This is a genomic window from Rhizobium sp. P28RR-XV, from assembly GCF_012641385.1.
In the GTDB taxonomy this organism is placed as follows: domain Bacteria; phylum Pseudomonadota; class Alphaproteobacteria; order Rhizobiales; family Rhizobiaceae; genus Rhizobium.
The window spans coordinates 630,416-648,591 of record NZ_JABAIG010000001.1; the positions used below are offsets into that span (position 1 = coordinate 630,416).

Below are 18,176 nucleotides of genomic sequence, written 5' to 3' on the forward strand. Positions count from 1 at the left end.
GTCAGGGGAAGCGGGCCGTGAAGAAAAGCGATAGAATCATCGGCGGGCTGGCGCTTTTGAGTGCAGCCATCATCGCCATCAAACTGGCCGGATCGATGTTCGGCTACGATCTCATCCAGATGACGGTCGATGCGACAAGACCTTCGGACGCCGCGGGCTGGCCGCGAGCGGCGAACTAGGGATTACTGAAATCAAGGCACACGGGAGCAGACGCACGATACGCTGTTTGTGCTGCATGGCTCCTGGAGCCATTTCCCCAAATTGATGAAGGTCGCTTCGCACGGAATGCGTTTTGCATGATTTTAGCTGTTGCAGCAGGAAGATGAACCGTGTATCTCCCCACTCGTTCCGCAAGGCAGATGTCAGGCGGTACAGGAACTTGAAGCATGATCTTTCGGCATAGGCCGGCATTCTGAAGACCATGCGTGACGGTACGGAGTGTAGCGCAGTCTGGTAGCGCATCTGGTTTGGGACCAGAGGGTCGGGAGTTCGAATCTCTCCACTCCGACCATTTTTAAATCCCCATTCATATCGACGAATCCATGCTCATGCGGATCGCCTTTTCGCTTGAAAACAAAGGGATTCGCGGCTAAGCAAAAGTCGTGTTCGCGCGGCCTGTATGGGTCGCGCAACGGCAAAGGAAGCAAAAGCGGGAGTTCCCGCTTTATTCGGAGGCGCTGCAGCAATGCCTGCCAAGATTTATCGTCCCGCAAAGACCGCCATGCAATCCGGCAAGGCCAAGACCAATATCTGGGTCCTGGAGTTCGATCAGGAGACCCCGCGCAAGATCGATCCGATCATGGGCTATACATCTTCGGCCGATACGCGCCAGCAGCTCAAGCTGACGTTCGATACCCAGGAACAGGCTGAGGCCTATGCCCAGCGTAACGGCATCGACTATCGCGTCATTGCTCCGAAGGATGCGATTCGACAGGTTGTTTCCTATTCCGACAATTTTCGCTTTACACGCATCCAGCCCTGGACTCACTGAGGACGGCGTTTATTGAGGCCGCCGCCCATTGAGTTTGACGGCGGTTTCAGGCATGAGTTGGCGGCCGCAATTGACTTGCGGCTTGGCCCTAGGCCCCTTAGCTCAGCTGGATAGAGCACCTGCCTTCTAAGCAGGTGGTCGCAGGTTCGAATCCTGCAGGGGTCGCCAAAATCTTTCTTGTCCATACCGAAGACATAGGTAACAGTTTGTCCCTAAGACATGGGTGACAACCTCGTGCCGAACGGGTTGTGGATGGTTTGCAAAGTTCTCTGCTCCAGATCGATATATCCCAGATCATAATGCATGAAGCTGACGAGCCAAATACCGTCGTCGACTTCCTTGATTCCGAGCCTCTGGCCGGCCATGACGGTCGAGATGTTGATCTTCTTGCGATGGATGCACAGACGGCCGCAGTTGGTGACGATGGCATCGCGGTCGTGGAAGGGATAGCTGATCTCGGGCAGTCCCTCATAGGGGCGTGGCGAGGCCGCGTAGACTGTCCATACCGAAGACATAGGTAACAGTTTGTCCCTAAGACATGGGTGACAACCTCGTGCCCGGTAGTGAATCGGCATTGCGACGACGATAGCGCTGGCCGACCCTGCCCCTACCGCCGTGGCCTTCAGATCGCCATGTATCGAAGACGCGCTACTTGCCGAGCTTTGCCGAGATCGTGGCGCTCGTCACCTTGTCGCCGACGGCAAGGCCGAGCTTCCTAACGATTCCGCCGTTCAATTCGATCACATAGGCGACCGGTCCGCCGGAATTGATGATCGATTCGGAATAGGGCACGGCGTTTTCCTGGATATGCGTAATGGTGCCGTTCTGGTCCAGAAAGAGCATGTCGAGCGACAGCTCGGTGTTCTTCATCCACATCATGACCGGCCGCGGCGCGCCGAAAGCAAACAGCATTCCGTGGTCGGCCGGCATCTTGTCGCGATACATCAGGCCATATTCAAGCTGCGCCGGCGTCAGCGCCAGCTCCACGGTGAATTTATGTGTCTGGCCCTTGGCCGATGCGATCGTCAGCGGCTCCGAATCGAAGGCCATCAACTGCTGTCCCGCGGTTTGCGCCGCGAAGGAAGACGGGGCCATGGCCCCAACGAGAAAAAGCGCCAAAATGGCGCTTCTCAGAACTCGAACAAACATGTCTCTGTTCATATCAATGCGGCCGCGTAACCGGGCTCGGCGCATCCGGATGGATTTCCGCCGCCATCAGGCCCTTTTCGCCTGGCCCGAAGCGGACGAGCACCACCTGCCCCGGCCGCAGCTCGGCCAGGCCGAAACGACGCAGCGTTTCCATATGCACGAAAATATCCTCGGTGCCCTCACCGCGCGTCAGGAAGCCGAAGCCCTTGGTGCGGTTGAACCACTTGACCAGTGCGCGCTCCAGGCCGCTCGTCGCCGTCACCTGCACATGCGTGCGCACCGGCGGCATCTGCGAGGGATGCACTGCGGTCGACTGATCCATGGAGAGGATCTTGAAGGCCTGATAGCCACGCTCCCTGCGCTGGATCAGCGCGACGATGCGGGTTCCTTCAAGGATCGTCTGATAACCATCACGGCGCAGACACGTTACATGCAGCAAGACATCCTGCATGCCGTTGTCGGGCACGATAAAACCGAATCCCTTGGCGACATCGAACCACTTGACGACGCCTGAGATTTCGATGAGCTCGACGGTATCGCCCGACATCTCCTCGAAGTCGTCAACTCCCTTCGATGAAATTCTGTCACCCATCCTAGCCAGCCCTCGATTACGCGTCACACTGTTACGGTTAACTGATTCCCTGATATCAAGATTAACATCTTGGTAACGGAAAAGCGCAAGTCCTAGTTTTCGTTTATTCCCACCCTAAGATTACCGCTCCAAGACTTGCGCGAAGCTGGTGCCTCGATCGAAGATCCGGCCAGCTCAACATTAAGAGAGGAAATAGAATGCGTTATCTCCATACGATGGTCCGCGTCACCGATCTCGACGCCTCGTTGCATTTTTATAGCACCCTGTTCGGTCTCACTGAAACCCGCCGCTACGAGAACGAGAAAGGCCGTTTCACACTCGTGTTCCTTGCAGCGGGCGAGGATGCCGAATCGTCTCGCAGCAACGGTGCCCCCAGCCTGGAACTGACCTATAACTGGGACCCGGAGGAATATAGCGGCGGGCGCAATTTCGGTCACCTCGCTTATGAAGTCGACGACATCTATGCGACCTGCCAGAAGCTCATGGACAATGGCATCACCATCAACCGCCCGCCGCGCGACGGTCACATGGCCTTCGTGCGCTCTCCGGACGGCATTTCCATCGAAATCCTGCAGAAGGGCGACAATCTTCCGTCCGCCGAGCCCTGGTCCTCGATGCCCAATACCGGCTCCTGGTAGGCGCAAGCTTTCGCGAGGCTTACGGCACGCGCGGAGCCATCCGTTTCGCGCTTGCCGCCTATGCCCATCCTCCGGCATGCTTGGACGACTCGAAGCATCATGCATCGGATATCGCGCGGTTATCGTTCCCAGTCGACCCGTGCGGTATCATCGTCCCTCGCAGGAGGCCGTTCCGATGCAAACCTCTTGCAGGGAACGTCCCATGTGCGATCAGCAGATTTTATACGGCGGGAAGAAGCTAGCAAGCACTATTGCCGTCATCGCGTCATTTGTGATGATCGCGGGCTGCGCGACCACGGCCAAGAAGCCGGTAGAGACATCGGAAGCGGCGCCCGCCGCCCAACCGACGGCGGCCGAACAGCTTGCGGCCGACATGAACAACAGGGCCGACGCCCGGCGACGCAAGGCGGATGGCACCTATCGCGACCCTTTGGTGCATAGCGTCAACGATACGCGCCAGCAGATCGTCGCCCAGCAGAATCAAGCGTTCTATCCCGCCCCGACGGCAGCTCCCGCGGAAGGACAGACTGGCATTGCCGGCCTGGTGACACAGCCGACCGGCGTCAATGCGAACAGAAGCAGCATCTTTTCAGCTCCGCCGCCGATCGCCGTCAACCCGGACGGGACGCTTGCCAAGACGCAGCCCGACGGCACACAAGCCATCACGCCGATGATGCACAGCGTCTACAGCACGCCGCCGACAGCGATGCAGACCACGGAGCCGCAGGCTATGGACGCCACAGGCGTGCCGAACGGCCGCACCTCGGCCGATATGCTGCCGCCGCCCGTCATCCGCAATGCAAGCCCTCCCGCAGCGAATTCGGGGCAGCCGGCTGCGCAGGCGGCACCCTCGGGCGTCGTGGCTACACCGAACCCTAACGTCCGCGTGTTGAACAGCAAACAGGCAGCGATCCTGGCGCAGTTCGTCGCATCGAAGAACCAGCCTCAGAACGGCAAGCTGATGGTACAGCCGGTGCAAGGCGCCAACGGCCAGTAGGAAGCCCCTGTTTCCAGGACGCCTTCGATATCGCCGCAAAGCCCTGTTAAGGCTCGATTATTCGAGAAGACCGGTCGCTTCACCCATCTGTCATTTTTTCCACAAAAAAGCAAAATTGCCGCTTGCAGGAATGAAATCACCCCGCTATAAGCGCGCCACACAACAGCGCACGCGCCCTTCGTCTATCGGTTAGGACGACAGATTTTCATTCTGTAAAGAGGGGTTCGACTCCCCTAGGGCGTGCCACTGTTGTTCTTCTTCCCATTATACATTCATTGAGCTACCGCTTGCGGATGCAATAGGCTATTCCTATTTACAGCATGTCGCGCAAAAGTGTGCTGCATGCGCCCTTCGTCTATCGGTTAGGACGACAGATTCTCATTCTGTAAAGAGGGGTTCGACTCCCCTAGGGCGTACCAGATCGCGATGGCACAACGTTTTCCACAATCACCTCGAAAAATCTTGTCTAGTCATGAATTTTTCTGGGATTTTTCTGGGATTTTTCTCGTTTTTCCGCTTGCGGGAATGAAGGGTGCTGACTATAAGGGCGCCACAGCACGCGCCCTTCGTCTATCGGTTAGGACGACAGATTTTCATTCTGTAAAGAGGGGTTCGACTCCCCTAGGGCGTGCCACTGTCCCTCCCCTCGAAATCGTTGATTTTGCTTCTTTAAGCGACGTTGTGGATGATTTATTTCACAGAGCTTTTGCCGCGTCCGTGACGCGAAGCTGCACGCGTCGGCTTCCCTGCCAGTGATCGGCCCCGAGCGTGCCGGCAACATGGATCTGCACGCCGCGGGAGGACATCAGCAGCTCGCCCAGAGGCGTCTCAGCCGCACGGAAGGCAATACCGTCCACCCGGGCGCCATCCTGCGCCTCGAGCGTAATCTTGATATGCGACTGGCCGACAAGACGGGAATCGCGCAGCCTGTGGCTCGGCAGGGCGAAGACAGGCTGCGGATGGCCCGAGCCATAGGGACCAGCCGTCTCGAGCCTGTCGATGAGCTCCACGGTCGCGCCGCTTGCGCCGAGCGCGCCGTCGATCTTCAATGTCTCGTTGGCAACGAGCCCGGCTACCTGCTTCTCCGCCTTTTCGGTAAAGAAAGCCCGCAGCTTTCCGAGATTGCTTCGTTCCACCGTCAGGCCGGCGGCCATGGCGTGGCCACCCCCCTTGACCAGCAGGCCGGCATCGACGGCCGCGCGAACCATGCGCCCCATGTCGAAACCATTGATGGAGCGGCCGGAGCCCGTGCCCTTGCCGGTCGGATCAAAGGCGATGGCAAAGGCCGGGCGGCGGAACTTGTCCTTGAGGCGCGAGGCGATGAGGCCGACGATCCCCGGATGCCAGTTCTCGCGCGCCGTAACGACGACGGAGGCGCCGTCGCCATTGCCATATTCCGCCAGCGCCTCGGCCTCGGCTTCCTGCAGCATGGCGGCCTCCATGGCCTGCCTTTCGCGATTGAGCTCGTCGAGCTTCGCGGCGATCGTTTCCGCCTCGCTGGTATCGTCCAGCGTCAGCAGCCGAGCGCCGAGCGCGGCATCGCCGATACGGCCGCCGGCATTGATGCGCGGGCCGATCAGAAAGCCGAAATGATAAGGCGAGACGGGACCGTTGAGACCGGCCTTGCGAAACAGAGCGGCTAGCCCGAGATTGCCCTGATGACGGGCGGCGATCAGCCCCTTGACGACATAGGCGCGATTGAGGCCCTTCAGCGGCACCACATCGCAAACGGTCGCCAGCGCGACGATATCGAGCCAGGCAAGCAGGTCGATCGAACGCACGCGGGAATCGCCGGCCTCGCGCAGCAGCCGCAGCGCCGCGACCAGAACCATGAAGACGACGCCGGCGGCGCAGAGATGCCCCTGCCCCGACAGATCATCCTCACGGTTGGGATTGACCAGGGCATGGCAATGCGGCAGCTCGTGCGCCACTTGGTGGTGATCGATCACGACGACGTCGATATTGCGCGCCCTCGCCGCGTCAAGCGATTCGAAGCTGGTGGAGCCGCAATCGACCGTGACGATTAGCGTCGCGCCATTGTCGATGAGCTGATTGATGGCTGTGGGATTGGGGCCGTAGCCTTCGAAGATTCGATCGGGAATATAGATGCTGGCCGGAACGCCGAAATGCGTCAGGAAGCGATAGATGAGCGCCGAGGAGGCCGCGCCATCGACATCGTAGTCGCCGAAGATCGCGACGGTCTCGCCTTTCCTGACCGCATGCAGAAGACGCTGCGCGGCCTTTTCGCAATCGGTCAGCAGATGCGGGTCCGGCATCAAGCCACGGATGGTCGGATCGAGGAAGGCCATGGCTTCGTCTTGCCCGACGCCGCGCCCGGCAAGCACGCGGGCAATCAGCTCGGGCAAGCCATGCGTCTGCGCAATGGCAAGCGCCCTGTTCTGGCCAGCCTGATCGAGCCGGGAAACCCAGCGATTGCCTAACACCGAGCGCTCCACGCCCAGAAATGCCCGCTGAACTGGATCGACCGGTTGCTCCACCATCTCTCCTGGAATTTGAGGGCGGCTTCTTTGCGCGATGCGCCGCCGTTATCAGCCTATTCTTTCGGCCGCTCGATACGAATGACCTGCGGTTCGCCGACGAGATAGCCTTCGTTCTTGATTGCCGCAACCGCCTTGCGCACCGAATCCTCTGTCGTCGCATGGGTGACGAGGATGATCGTCTGGTGATCGGATGGTGCCAGATGCTGCTTCGAGCGCTGCACGATCGATTCAAGCGAAATATGGTTTTCCGCCATGCGGGTCGCGACGCTTGCGAAGACGCCGGTGCGGTCGAGAACGGTCAGGCGGATGAAATAACCGCCTTCGTGACTCTGCATCTGCGCCTTGCGATAGGGTTCGAGCGCCTTGGCGGGATGACCGAGCACCGGCACGCGCTGCTCGCCCGGGCGGCTCTTGGCGATATCGGCGATGTCGCCAAGTACGGACGAGGCCGTCGCATTGCCACCGGCGCCGGGGCCGACCATCAGCAGTTCACCGAGAATATCGGATTCGATCGCCACGGCATTGGTGACGCCATCGACCTGGGCGATGACCGAATCAAGCGGCACCATGGTCGGATGCACGCGCTGCTCGATGCCGCTTTCGGTGCGCTGGGCGACGCCCAGCAGCTTGATGCGGTAGCCGAGATCGGCAGCGGCGCGGATATCCTCGATGGAGACGTTGGTGATCCCCTCAAGATAGATGTCGTCGGCCGCGATGCGATTGCCAAAGGCGAGCGTCGTCAGGATGGCGAGCTTGTGCGCAGTGTCGTTGCCTTCGATATCGAAGGCCGGATCGGCCTCGGCATAGCCGAGACGCTGCGCTTCCTTCAGGCAATCGGCGAAAGACAGGCCTTCCTTCTCCATCCGGGTGAGGATGTAGTTGCAGGTGCCGTTCATGATGCCATAGACGCGGGAAATGGTATTCCCGGTCAGCGATTCACGCAGCGCCTTGATGACCGGAATGCCGCCGGCAACAGCAGCCTCGAAATTGAGAAGGGCGCCCTTCTCTTCCGCAATCTGCGCGAGCTCGACACCGTGATAGGCAAGCAGCGCCTTGTTGGCGGTGACGACATGAAGGCCGCGTGCAAGCGCCGCGCGCACGGCAGCATTGGCAGCGCCCTCGGAGCCGCCGATCAGCTCGACGAAGACGTCTATATCGGCCTTCTGCGCGAGGTCGACAGGACCGCCGAACCATTCGATATCGGTAAGATCGATGCCGCGATCCCGCGTGCGATCGCGCGCGGTGACGGCGACGATCTTGACGGGACGACCGCAGGTAACGGCAAGCTCGTTAGCGCGGCTCTGGATGATGCGGACCAGCGAAGCACCAACGGTGCCCAAGCCCGCAATGCCGATTTTGAGGGCATCTGCCATGGAAAATTCCTGATCAGTATTGGGGACGGCAGCCGCGGGAACGGCTGCCGCTCGATATTATGAACGATGAGCGTTCAGCGAAATAACATTGTGCGTCGTCTCGTCCGCGGAGGAGAGGAAGCGCTTCAGATTACGCGCGGCCTGCCGGATGCGGTGTTCGTTCTCAACGAGCGCGATGCGAACATAATCATCGCCCTGCTCGCCGAAGCCGATACCAGGGGCGACCGCAATGTCGGCCTTCTCGACCAGAAGCTTGGAAAATTCCAGCGAACCGAGATGACGGAACTTTTCCGGAATCTTCGCCCAGGCAAACATCGTTGCCGCCGGCGGCGGTACTTCAAAGCCGGCCTTGCCGAACGTATCGACCAGGACGTCGCGGCGGCGCTTGTAAATGCTGCGCACTTCAGCGATGTCGGAGCCGTCGCCGTTCAGCGCATGGGTCGCCGCCACCTGGATCGGCGTGAAGGCGCCATAATCGAGATAGGATTTTACCCGCGTCAGGGCCGCAATCAGCCGCTCGTTGCCGACGGCAAAGCCCATGCGCCAGCCGGGCATGGAGAAGGTCTTCGACATCGAGGTGAATTCGACCGTCACATCCATCGCACCCGGAACTTCCAGCACCGACGGCGGCGGCACGTCATCGAAATAGATTTCCGAATAGGCTAGATCCGAAAGCACGATGATATCGTGCTTCTTCGCAAAGGCGACGACTTCCTTGTAGAAATCCAGCGTCGCGACATAGGCCGTCGGATTCGACGGATAGTTCAGGATCAGCGCCAGCGGCTTCGGGATCGAGTGGCGCACCGCCCGCTCCAGCGGCGGAAAGAAACTGTCGTCCGGCTCGACCGACATGGAGCGGATCACGCCGCCGGCCATCAGGAAGCCGAAGGCATGGATCGGATAGGTCGGATTCGGGCAAAGGATGACGTCGCCGGGCGCCGTGATCGCCTGCGCCATGTTGGCGAAGCCTTCCTTGGAGCCGAGGGTGGCGACCACCTGCGTATCCGGATTGAGCTTCACGCCGAACCGGCGGGCATAATAGGCGGCCTGGGCACGGCGAAGGCCGGGAATGCCCTTGGAGGAGGAATAGCGATGCGTGCGCGGGTCCTGGACCACTTCGCACAGCTTGTCGACGATCGCCTTGGGGGTCGGAAGATCTGGATTGCCCATGCCGAGGTCGATAATGTCCGCCCCGCCCGCTCGCGCGCTCGCTTTCAAACGATTGACCTGTTCGAAAACGTAGGGCGGCAAACGCCGGACTTTATGAAACTCTTCCATTTCTTTCCCCATGGGACAGCGGCCCTCAAAACCGCACTGAAGTTCGTTGATCTTCCGGCCAGCCGCGATACGAACTTGGGACTCGCGGCGCCGTATTCATGCTATCTCGAAAGATAAGGTGAATCTTGGGCGGCTATGCACGCAAAGTGCAATTCGCCGGTCAGACACATTCAAATTCGGCCGATCCGAACGCTTTGCGTCCAAATTGCCTGGAACGCAAGGCTAATTCTCCGTCGGGGCCGGCTGGGCGCTGCCCTCTTTCTGAATTTCCTGCAGCGTATCCTGGCCATGTTCGGCGGCAAGCTTGCGCATCTCGGCGACGCGCTTCTGGTATTCGGCCTCCGATATGGTGCCGGCCTTGCGCTGCGCGCCGAGCGCCGTCAACTGCTTGGCCATGTCGCCCGCCTGCTGATCGTTGATCTGCACGTTTGCAGCCGTCGGAGGCGCGTTGAAGGAAGGATAGCCGTCCTTGTAATATTGTTGCGTGCTGGTTTCCACGACCGGCGTGCCCTTGGCGGGTTTTACGATCACCGCCTCAGGCGGCTGCTTGCGCTTGGCGTAGGCCGCCTTCTCCTCGGGCGTCGAGCAGCCCGCCAGCGTCAATGCGAGAATCCCGCACATTGCACCGCAGAATACGGAATACCGGTTCAGTCTTGCCACCATGCCGCCGCCCATAATTGTCTTCCTGCGCTATTCCTTGCTGTGGGTTGCGACTGTTAAATTTGTCGCAGCAGCAAAGCAAGAGCAGGGTTGCGTTTCATTCGACTTGTATTCCTTTTCCCGCAAGATGTACAAATGGAAAACAAGACACAAGCTGCCGCCGGGAGGATGATGCGTGACCGACAGCAAGCGGGACAATAATGAAGGTAACGGCGGCTTCCCCGGCTTCGACCCAAAGTCAGTGGAGCCTTACATCGTCAGGGATCCCGAAGCGATGGCCGTCAACTTTGCCCGCGCGCTGGAAAATCTCGGCAAGGCGGCCTCCGCCTGGCTTGCGCCACGCGAGCGCGGCGAGAAGGTCGATACGGTTGCCGATCCTTTTACCGACATGGTCAAGACGCTGTCCAAGGTCGGCGAATACTGGCTATCCGATCCTCGCCGGACGCTGGAGGCGCAGACACATCTCCTGTCCGGCTATTTCGGCCTGTGGACAAAAACCATGCAGCGTCTCAGCGGCGATTCGTCCGCCGAGGCCGAAGCCGAACCGGTCAAAGACAAGCGTTTCGCCGACGAGGACTGGCAGAAGAATCCCTTCTTCGATTTCCTGAAGCAGACCTATCTGCTGACATCGAACTGGGCGGAAAAGTTGGTCGGCGAAGCCGAGGGGCTGGACGAGCATACGCGTCACAAAGCTGCGTTCTACACGAAGCAGATCACCGCCGCCTTTTCGCCGACCAATTTCATCGTGACGAATCCGCAGGTCTACCGCGAAACCATCGCCTCCAATGCCGAGAACCTGGTGCGCGGCATGAAGATGCTCGCGGAAGATATCAGCCTCGGCCACGGCGAACTGCGCCTGCGGCAGACCGACATGACGAAATTCGCCGTTGGCCGCGACATGGCGCTGACCCCCGGCAAGGTCATCGCGCAAAGCGATGTCTGCCAAGTCATCCAATACGAGCCGGCGACGGACAAGGTGCTGAAGCGGCCGCTGCTGATCTGCCCCCCCTGGATCAACAAATTCTACATTCTCGACCTCAACCCGCAGAAATCCTTCATAAAATGGTGCGTGGAGCAGGGTCACACGGTCTTCGTCATCTCCTGGGTGAACCCCGATCAGCGCCATGCCACGAAGGATTGGACCTCCTATGCCCGCGAAGGCATCGATTTCGCGCTCGACACGATCGAAAAGGCGACGGGAGAGCAGGAGGTCAATGCTGTTGGCTATTGCGTCGGCGGCACGCTGCTGGCCGCCACGCTCGCGCTCCACGCCAAGGAAAAGAACAAGCGCATCCGCACGGTGACCTTCCTGACGACCCAAGTCGATTTCACCTTCGCCGGCGACCTGAAGGTTTTCGTCGATGAAGAACAGATTGCGGCACTCGAAGAGCAGATGAATGTGCTCGGCTATCTCGAAGGCTCGAAGATGGCGACGGCCTTCAACATGCTGCGCGCCTCGGAACTGATCTGGCCCTATTTCGTCAACAGCTACCTGAAGGGGCAGGATCCCCTGCCCTTCGACCTCCTGTTCTGGAACGCCGATTCCACGCGCATGGCGGCCGCCAACCATTCCTTCTACCTGCGCAACTGCTATCTCAACAATGCGCTCAGCCAGGGCAGGATGATGCTCGATGGCAAGACGCTGTCGCTGAAGGATGTGCGCATCCCCGTCTATAATCTGGCAACGCGCGAGGATCATATCGCGCCGGCCAAGTCCGTCTTCATCGGCAGTCAATATTTCGGCGGCCCGGTGGAATTCGTCGTGACGGGTTCCGGCCACATCGCCGGCGTCGTCAACCCGCCGGACAAACATAAATACCAGTTCTGGACCGGCGGCCCGACAACCGGCGACTATGAGAACTGGCTGGCCGAGGCAAAGGAGACGCCGGGTTCCTGGTGGCCGCATTGGCACGCCTGGATCCTCTCGCAGGATCATCGCATGACGACAGCCCGCCCGCCGGGCGGCAAGGCGCTCAATGCGCTTGAAGAGGCGCCCGGCAGCTTCGTCATGGAACGGGCGTAGGCGATCGCCAGACCATGCTCTTTCCTTCGCCTCTCGTTCCCGCCCGCCTGATCGCGCGCTACAAGCGCTTCCTCTTCGATGCCGAGCTGGAGGACGGAACCTTCATCACCGGTTCCTGCCCGAATACCGGCTCGATGCTCGGCCTGACGGCGCCGGGCTCGCGCATTTGGCTCTCCGAACACGAAGGAGCGAAGCGAAAATACCGTCACGTCTTCGAACTGATCGAGGCTGATGGCACGACCGTCGGCGTCAACACGGCCATGCCGAACCGGACCGCGGCGGAAGCGATCGCGCTTGGACAGGTTTCCGATCTCGGAGACTATACGACGGTAAAGCGCGAGCAGAATTATGGCCGCAATTCCCGCATCGACCTGCTCTTGACCGACCCTTTGCGGACAACCACCTATGTCGAGGTGAAGAACGTCCATTTCATGCGACGGCCGGGCCTTGCGGAATTTCCCGATACGGCAACGGCCCGCGGCGCCAAGCACCTAGAAGAACTCGGCGATATGGCAGAGGCCGGTTACCGCGCCGTCATGCTGTTCGTGATCCAGCGCCATGATTGCAATCGTTTCCGGATTTGCGGCGATCTCGATCCGGTCTACGCCAAGGCCTACGATCGGGCTTTGGCGCGCGGCGTCGAAGTATATGCGCTGAAATGCAGGGTCTCGCCGACGGAAATAACGCCAGCCGGGTTGATCCCGATAGACGAACCCGGCATAGCTGCATTAGATACGAGTATAAAGATTTCTGCTGAAGGCTAGTCATGGTGAATTACATCGAAGCGGCAACGGCGCCGGCGAAGAATACGGGCGCTATCCGCATCTACGGGCAGGATGCCTTTGCCGGAATGCGCAAGGCATGCCAGCTGACCGCCCGCTGCCTCGATGAACTGGCCGCGATCGTCAAGCCCGGCGTGGCCACCGATGTCATCGACCGCTTCGTTTTCGAATTCGGCATGGATCACGGCGCCTATCCGGCGACGCTGAACTATCGCGGCTACATGAAATCCTCCTGCACCTCGATCAACCACGTCGTCTGCCACGGCATTCCCAACGACAAGCCGCTGCGCGAAGGCGATATCGTCAATATCGACGTGACCTATGTGCTCGACGGCTGGCACGGCGATTCCAGCCGCATGTATCCGGTCGGCGAAATCAAGCGTTCTGCCGAGCGGCTGCTGGAAGTCACTTACGAATCGCTGATGCGCGGCATCGCCGCCGTCCGGCCGGGTGCCCGCACCGGCGCCATCGGCGAAGCGATCCAGACCTATGCCGAGGGCGAGCGCTGCTCGGTCGTGCGCGATTTCTGCGGCCATGGCGTCGGCAGCCTGTTTCATGACTCGCCGAATATCCTGCATTACGGCCGGATCAATGACGGCCCGGAGCTGCGCGAAGGCATGATCTTCACCATCGAGCCGATGATCAATCTCGGCAAGCCGCATGTGAAGGTGCTCGGCGATGGCTGGACGGCGGTCACCCGCGACCGCTCGCTTTCGGCGCAATACGAGCACACGGTCGGCGTCACCGCGACAGGTTGCGAAATCTTCACCCTATCGCCCGGCGGCCTCGACCGCCCCGGCCTGCCGCCGCTGCAGGGGTAAATCATGGCGAAACGTCCCGCTTCTTCCAACGGACATGGCGACATGCCCCTCGATAGAAGCGGGGAGACGGAAGCTTTGGAAGAGGCCCCGCTTCTGGACGAGCGACTATTCTTCGCACCACAAGCCGCCAAATCCGCCACACAAGCCACCAAATCCGCGCCAGCGGCCAAACCCGCCGCCCTAGCTGTGAGGTTTCAGGAGGTTGTCCATTCGGAGCGGATTTGGGAGACTGGAGTTACCACACCTCAGTATGCCAGGATCGCCCCGAATGAACATTCACAAGAATGCCCGACTGACCCCGCTGCGTCGAGAGGAAATGGCCTCGGCGGTTGTCGGTGGCCGACTGTCGCAAGCGCAAGCCGCCCGCGTCTATGCCGTCTCGCCCAAGATCGTATCGCGGTGGATTGAACGCTTCGAACAGGGTGGGCGCGCCAAGATGGCGGATCACTCGTCTCGGCCCAAAAACAGCCCCAGGCAGACGGATCAGGTTTTAAGCGATCGCATTGTCGCTCTTCGTCGCCAGCGCCTGACCGGCAAGCACATTGCCATGGAGACAGGCGTATCACCGGCCACCGTCAGCCGCGTTCTCAAGCGGGCCGGTCTGTCCCGGATGAAAGACATTGCTCCAGCCAAACCGGTCGTGCGTTACGAATATGCCGAGCCAGGTGGCTTGATCCATCTCGATATCAAGCGCCTCGGCCGCTTCGATCGGGTCGGTCACCGGATCACCGGCGACAGAACCGGCCAGAGCAACTCACGCGGCATCGGATGGGAATACGTCCATGTCTCAATCGACGATACCTCCCGGGTCGCCTTCACCGACATCTTCCCGAACGAAAAGGCCGTCAGCGCCATCGCCTTCCTCAAGGCGGCAGTTGCCTATTACGCCAGCCTCGGCATGACGGTTACGCGGGTCATGACCGACAACGGTTCTTGCTACATCGCCAAGGATTTCGCACGAGCCTGCAAGGCTCTCGGTCTCAAGCACATCCGCACCAAACCCTACACACCACAGACAAACGGCAAAGCAGAACGCTTCATTCAGACCGCATTGCGCGAATGGGCGTATGCGCGGGCCTATCCATCGTCAGAGACACGAAAAACTCATCTGCCAAGCTGGACCCATATGTACAATTGGCACCGCCCTCACGGCGGCCTAAAATCAAAACCGCCAATCAGTCGCCTCGGTCTGAACCGAGACAACCTGTTGAGGCTCCACACCTAGAGCGTGATGCCGAAGCCCATTATCATGGCCACCGCGAGCGGTTGCGCAATCGCTATCGCGACGGCGGCGACGCGGCGCTGGCCGATTATGAAATGCTCGAGCTGCTGCTCTTCCGGCTCATCCCGCGCCGCGACACGAAGCCGATCGCCAAGGCTCTGCTCGCCCGCTTCGGCTCGCTCGGCGGCGTATTCGGTGCGCCGGTCAGCCTGTTGACCGAGGTCAGCGGCGTCGGCGATGCGGTCGCGCTCGACCTGAAGCTGGTTGCGAGCGTCGCCCAGCGCATGCTGAAGAGCGAGTTGACAGGCAAGCCGGTGCTCTCTTCCTGGAAGGCGCTCATCGACTACTGTCATGCCGCCATGGCACATGAGACGCGCGAGCAATTTCGCCTGCTGTTTCTCGACAAGCGCAATGCCTTGATCGCAGATGAAATCCAGGGGCTTGGCACGGTCGATCATACGCCTGTCTATCCCCGTGAAGTCGTCAAACGGGCGCTGGAACTCTCCGCTTCAGCAGTGATTCTCGTCCACAACCACCCCTCGGGCGATCCGACGCCGTCTCGCGCCGATATCGACATGACCAAGACGATTGTCGACACCGCCAAGCCCTTGGGCATAACTGTTCACGATCATGTTATCATCGGCAAGAACGGTCATGTCAGCTTCCGCGCATTGCGTTTGATCTGAAATTGTCGCGCACGCCCTAATTTAATTATTCAAAAACGTATCATATCATTTTGATATAATATCACTTTTCAGAACCATCGCGTATTTCCAATTTTTCAAAAACTCCAAGATCGCCCGTCGCTGTCTCCATTTTCGCTTTTCAGTTCAGCGTCAGGATGATCTGGCAGAAGGATGGCCGCATTCAGTCGGCGAATCCGCCGGCGGAAGTCGTTGTTTTGATTTGGCCAATCTGCTTGCGCGGTCGGCCCGCCCCGGAGATCGCATGCTGAAGACATCGCCGACGCTTTCCCATCGCCTCCGTCGTGTTGGCCGCGGCGCGCTTGTCGCCCTAGGAGCTTTCACCGCGGTGGCAGTCGGTTTCTACGCGCATATGCTCTGGACAACGAACTTCCACCCGGTCATCGCCGGCGAACTCTATCGCTCCTCTCAGCCAACGGCCGCCACGATTGCGGAGCTTCAAAAGCAATATGGCATCAAGACCATCATCAACCTGCGCGGCGAAAACAGCGGTCGTCATTGGTATGACAAGGAAGTCGCCGAGGCCAAGCAACTCAACATCAACCACATCGACTTTCACATGTCGTCTGCTCGTGAGTTGACGCAGCAGCAGGCCGCACAGCTTATCGAAATCATGCGCGATGCGCCGAAACCGCTTCTCATTCATTGCCAGGCGGGAGCGGACCGCACAGGGCTCGCCTCGGCGCTCTATCTCGCCGCCATTGCCAAGACGAACGAGTCAACGGCAGAAAACCAGATGTCGATCTTCTACGGCCATCTTTCATTTTCGTTTACCCGCGCCTATGCCATGGATCGGACATTCGAGAAGCTGGAACCCTGGCTCGGCTTTTCCGCGTCCTGACCGCCGGCCCATCCCGTTAGATAATCTGTAACATTGAGCAGCTACCGGTTGACGGAGTGCATGTTGCGTTGCGACATTGATTCCCTATCCAGTCATCCGAGGCTTCCCGATGGACCAATTCGATCTCCTAGTCGTAGGTAGCGGCCCTGCAGGCCGCAGAGGCGCTATCCAGGCCGCCAAACTCGGCAAGAGGGTGCTCGTCATCGAGCAGGGCAAACGCGTCGGCGGCGTCTCGGTCCACACCGGCACCATCCCCTCCAAGACGCTGCGCGAAACCGCGCTCAACCTCTCCGGCTGGCGCGAGCGTGGCTTCTATGGCCGGGCCTATCGCGTCAAACAGGAAATCAGCGCGGAGGACCTGCGCCGCCGCCTCCTGATCACCCTCGACCACGAAGTCGAAGTGCTCGAGCATCAGTTTGCCCGCAATCGCGTCCAGCACATTCGGGGCAAGGCAAGTTTCGTCGATCCGCAAACCATGCAGGTCGTCAAGGACGACGGCGAAGTCGTCAATGTCACGGCGGCAAGCATCCTCCTTGCCGTCGGCACCAAGCCGTTCCGTCCGGATTACATACCCTTCGATAGCAAGACAGTGCTCGACAGCGACGAACTGCTCGACATCGAGGAACTGCCGCGGTCGATGGTCGTCATCGGTGCCGGCGTCATCGGCATCGAATATGCGACGATCTTCAGCGCGCTCGACACGCAGGTAACGCTGATCGATCCGAAGTCGACCATGCTCGATTTCATCGACAAAGAGATCGTCGAAGACTTCACCTACCAGCTGCGCGATCGCAACATGAAGCTGCTGCTTGGCCAGAAGGCCGAGAAGGTGGAGCGCCTGCCGAGCGGTAAAGTGGAGCTGACGCTCGACAACGGCCGCCACATCACCACCGACATGGTGCTGTTTGCCGCCGGCCGCATGGGCGCGACCGATACGCTCAATCTCCCCGCAGCCGGCCTGGAGGCAGACAATCGCGGTCGCCTGAGCGTCAATCCCGAAACCTTCGCCACGAAGGTCCCGCATATCTTTGCCGCAGGCGATGTCGTCGGCTTCCCGAGCCTTGCCTCCACCTCGATGGAACAGGGCCGCATCGCCGCCCGCGTCGCCGTCGGTGCGATTGCCAAGGAGCCGCCGAAATACTTCCCCTACGGCATCTATGCCGTGCCGGAGATTTCCACCTGCGGCCTCTCGGAGGAAGAGGTCAAGGACCGGCATATCCCCTACGAATGCGGTATCGCGCGCTTTCGCGAGACCTCGCGCGGCCACATCATGGGCCTCGACACCGGCCTCTTGAAGATGATCTTCTCGCTGAAAACCCGCCGTCTCCTCGGCGTCCACATCGTCGGCGAAGGTGCCACCGAGCTCGTGCATATCGGCCAGGCCGTGCTGAACCTCAAGGGCACCGTCGAATACTTCGTCGAAAACACCTTCAATTATCCGACGCTCGCCGAAGCCTACAAGATCGCCGGCCTCGATGCCTGGAACCGCATGGGCGACATCAAGTCGGAGATTTGAATTTTTCATGGGTGCGGCAATAGCCCCTCTTCCCCGGAAGCGGCCAAACTCCGAGGGCCTAAGCCCTTTGCCTTATCCCGCGTTTTCC

General features: G+C 59.9%; 17 protein-coding genes, 5 tRNA genes and 1 pseudogene. 16 read left to right on the plus strand and 7 right to left on the minus strand.

The window, feature by feature from the left end; translation table 11 throughout:
• The first annotated feature begins 17 nt into the window (after positions 1-17).
• The 4 genes from HGP12_RS03045 to HGP12_RS03060 all read left to right on the plus strand — a co-directional run bounded on the left by HGP12_RS03045 (position 18) and on the right by HGP12_RS03060 (position 1,159).
• Positions 18-179 carry a hypothetical protein gene (locus HGP12_RS03045; protein WP_168839059.1) on the plus strand — a complete coding sequence of 54 codons (162 nt, stop codon included), beginning with the start codon at positions 18-20 and terminating at the stop codon, positions 177-179.
• 255 nt (positions 180-434) lie between these two features.
• Positions 435-511: transfer RNA gene (locus HGP12_RS03050), tRNA-Pro, on the plus strand.
• Between the two features lie 174 nt (positions 512-685).
• Positions 686-991 (plus strand): ETC complex I subunit, encoded by a 306-nt coding sequence (locus HGP12_RS03055; protein ID WP_168839060.1) that lies wholly within the window; start codon positions 686-688, stop codon positions 989-991.
• Positions 992-1,082: 91 nt separating this feature from the next.
• Positions 1,083-1,159 (plus strand) — tRNA-Arg (locus tag HGP12_RS03060).
• Positions 1,160-1,203: 44 nt separating this feature from the next.
• Here HGP12_RS03060 and HGP12_RS03065 read toward each other — a convergent pair.
• The 3 genes and pseudogenes from HGP12_RS03065 to HGP12_RS03075 all read right to left on the minus strand — a co-directional run.
• A pseudogene (locus HGP12_RS03065) lies at positions 1,204-1,488 on the minus strand (transposase); the annotation flags it as partial.
• Positions 1,489-1,639: 151 nt separating this feature from the next.
• Positions 1,640-2,140, minus strand: coding sequence for a DUF192 domain-containing protein (locus tag HGP12_RS03070; RefSeq protein WP_409526812.1), 501 nt, complete (start codon positions 2,138-2,140; stop codon positions 1,640-1,642).
• Positions 2,141-2,153: 13 nt separating this feature from the next.
• Positions 2,154-2,732, minus strand: coding sequence for a cold-shock protein (locus HGP12_RS03075; protein WP_092715668.1), 579 nt, complete (start codon positions 2,730-2,732; stop codon positions 2,154-2,156).
• A 197-nt stretch (positions 2,733-2,929) separates the two neighbouring features.
• Between HGP12_RS03075 and HGP12_RS03080 the strand changes: the two genes are divergently transcribed.
• From HGP12_RS03080 to HGP12_RS03100, 5 genes are all read left to right on the plus strand, one after another.
• On the plus strand, positions 2,930-3,370 hold the full coding sequence (locus HGP12_RS03080; protein WP_168839063.1) for a VOC family protein: 441 nt from the start codon (positions 2,930-2,932) through the stop codon (positions 3,368-3,370).
• A gap of 202 nt (positions 3,371-3,572) precedes the next feature.
• Entirely contained in the window at positions 3,573-4,367 is a 795-nt protein-coding gene (locus tag HGP12_RS03085; protein WP_168839064.1) for a hypothetical protein, read from the plus strand.
• Positions 4,368-4,538: 171 nt separating this feature from the next.
• Positions 4,539-4,613: transfer RNA gene (locus HGP12_RS03090), tRNA-Glu, on the plus strand.
• Between the two features lie 98 nt (positions 4,614-4,711).
• A tRNA-Glu gene (locus tag HGP12_RS03095) sits at positions 4,712-4,786 on the plus strand.
• 140 nt (positions 4,787-4,926) lie between these two features.
• A tRNA-Glu gene (locus tag HGP12_RS03100) sits at positions 4,927-5,001 on the plus strand.
• Between the two features lie 61 nt (positions 5,002-5,062).
• Here the strand turns inward: HGP12_RS03100 and recJ are convergent.
• The 4 genes from recJ to HGP12_RS03120 form a co-directional block, all read right to left on the minus strand.
• Positions 5,063-6,868 carry a single-stranded-DNA-specific exonuclease RecJ gene (gene recJ, locus HGP12_RS03105; protein WP_205926297.1) on the minus strand — a complete coding sequence of 602 codons (1,806 nt, stop codon included), beginning with the start codon at positions 6,866-6,868 and terminating at the stop codon, positions 5,063-5,065.
• A gap of 53 nt (positions 6,869-6,921) precedes the next feature.
• Positions 6,922-8,241: a homoserine dehydrogenase gene (locus HGP12_RS03110; RefSeq protein WP_168839065.1), complete on the minus strand. Its 1,320-nt coding sequence runs from the start codon at positions 8,239-8,241 to the stop codon at positions 6,922-6,924.
• Between the two features lie 57 nt (positions 8,242-8,298).
• Positions 8,299-9,519: an LL-diaminopimelate aminotransferase gene (locus tag HGP12_RS03115; protein ID WP_168839066.1), complete on the minus strand. Its 1,221-nt coding sequence runs from the start codon at positions 9,517-9,519 to the stop codon at positions 8,299-8,301.
• Between the two features lie 222 nt (positions 9,520-9,741).
• Entirely contained in the window at positions 9,742-10,194 is a 453-nt protein-coding gene (locus HGP12_RS03120; RefSeq protein WP_168839067.1) for a hypothetical protein, read from the minus strand.
• Positions 10,195-10,354: 160 nt separating this feature from the next.
• Here HGP12_RS03120 and HGP12_RS03125 point away from each other — a divergent pair, with 160 nt between their 5' ends.
• The 7 genes from HGP12_RS03125 (at position 10,355) to sthA (ending at position 18,088) form a co-directional block, all read left to right on the plus strand.
• Positions 10,355-12,202 (plus strand): alpha/beta hydrolase, encoded by a 1,848-nt coding sequence (locus HGP12_RS03125; RefSeq protein ID WP_168839068.1) that lies wholly within the window; start codon positions 10,355-10,357, stop codon positions 12,200-12,202.
• Positions 12,203-12,216: 14 nt separating this feature from the next.
• A complete protein-coding gene (gene sfsA, locus HGP12_RS03130; RefSeq protein ID WP_168839069.1) occupies positions 12,217-12,966 on the plus strand; it encodes a DNA/RNA nuclease SfsA in 750 nt (249 codons plus the stop codon).
• A gap of 2 nt (positions 12,967-12,968) precedes the next feature.
• The gene (gene map, locus HGP12_RS03135; protein ID WP_168839070.1) at positions 12,969-13,805 is read left to right on the plus strand and encodes a type I methionyl aminopeptidase; all 837 of its coding nucleotides are present in this window, start codon (positions 12,969-12,971) and stop codon (positions 13,803-13,805) included.
• A 268-nt stretch (positions 13,806-14,073) separates the two neighbouring features.
• On the plus strand, positions 14,074-15,030 hold the full coding sequence (locus tag HGP12_RS03140; RefSeq protein WP_168839071.1) for an IS481 family transposase: 957 nt from the start codon (positions 14,074-14,076) through the stop codon (positions 15,028-15,030).
• On the plus strand, positions 14,967-15,713 hold the full coding sequence (radC, locus tag HGP12_RS03145; protein WP_409526816.1) for a RadC family protein: 747 nt from the start codon (positions 14,967-14,969) through the stop codon (positions 15,711-15,713). The genes HGP12_RS03140 and radC overlap by 64 nt, the downstream gene beginning before the upstream one ends.
• 262 nt (positions 15,714-15,975) lie before the next feature.
• Positions 15,976-16,572, plus strand: coding sequence for a dual specificity protein phosphatase family protein (locus HGP12_RS03150; RefSeq protein WP_168839073.1), 597 nt, complete (start codon positions 15,976-15,978; stop codon positions 16,570-16,572).
• A 109-nt stretch (positions 16,573-16,681) separates the two neighbouring features.
• Positions 16,682-18,088, plus strand: a complete 1,407-nt coding sequence (gene sthA / locus HGP12_RS03155) for a Si-specific NAD(P)(+) transhydrogenase (protein WP_168839074.1) — start codon at positions 16,682-16,684, stop codon at positions 18,086-18,088.
• Positions 18,089-18,176 lie beyond the last annotated feature (88 nt).

Coding starts and splice junctions, on each gene's coding strand:
- map (WP_168839070.1), top strand. CDS start 12,969: ATGGTGAATTACATCGAAGCGGCAACGGCGCCGGCGAAGAATACGGGC.
- HGP12_RS03115 (WP_168839066.1), bottom strand. CDS start 9,519: ATGGAAGAGTTTCATAAAGTCCGGCGTTTGCCGCCCTACGTTTTCGAA.
- HGP12_RS03080 (WP_168839063.1), top strand. CDS start 2,930: ATGCGTTATCTCCATACGATGGTCCGCGTCACCGATCTCGACGCCTCG.
- HGP12_RS03085 (WP_168839064.1), top strand. CDS start 3,573: ATGTGCGATCAGCAGATTTTATACGGCGGGAAGAAGCTAGCAAGCACT.
- HGP12_RS03055 (WP_168839060.1), top strand. CDS start 686: ATGCCTGCCAAGATTTATCGTCCCGCAAAGACCGCCATGCAATCCGGC.
- HGP12_RS03120 (WP_168839067.1), bottom strand. CDS start 10,194: ATGGGCGGCGGCATGGTGGCAAGACTGAACCGGTATTCCGTATTCTGC.
- recJ (WP_205926297.1), bottom strand. CDS start 6,868: ATGGTGGAGCAACCGGTCGATCCAGTTCAGCGGGCATTTCTGGGCGTG.
- HGP12_RS03075 (WP_092715668.1), bottom strand. CDS start 2,732: ATGGGTGACAGAATTTCATCGAAGGGAGTTGACGACTTCGAGGAGATG.
- HGP12_RS03110 (WP_168839065.1), bottom strand. CDS start 8,241: ATGGCAGATGCCCTCAAAATCGGCATTGCGGGCTTGGGCACCGTTGGT.
- HGP12_RS03070 (WP_409526812.1), bottom strand. CDS start 2,140: ATGTTTGTTCGAGTTCTGAGAAGCGCCATTTTGGCGCTTTTTCTCGTT.
- HGP12_RS03150 (WP_168839073.1), top strand. CDS start 15,976: ATGCTGAAGACATCGCCGACGCTTTCCCATCGCCTCCGTCGTGTTGGC.
- sfsA (WP_168839069.1), top strand. CDS start 12,217: ATGCTCTTTCCTTCGCCTCTCGTTCCCGCCCGCCTGATCGCGCGCTAC.
- HGP12_RS03140 (WP_168839071.1), top strand. CDS start 14,074: ATGAACATTCACAAGAATGCCCGACTGACCCCGCTGCGTCGAGAGGAA.
- sthA (WP_168839074.1), top strand. CDS start 16,682: ATGGACCAATTCGATCTCCTAGTCGTAGGTAGCGGCCCTGCAGGCCGC.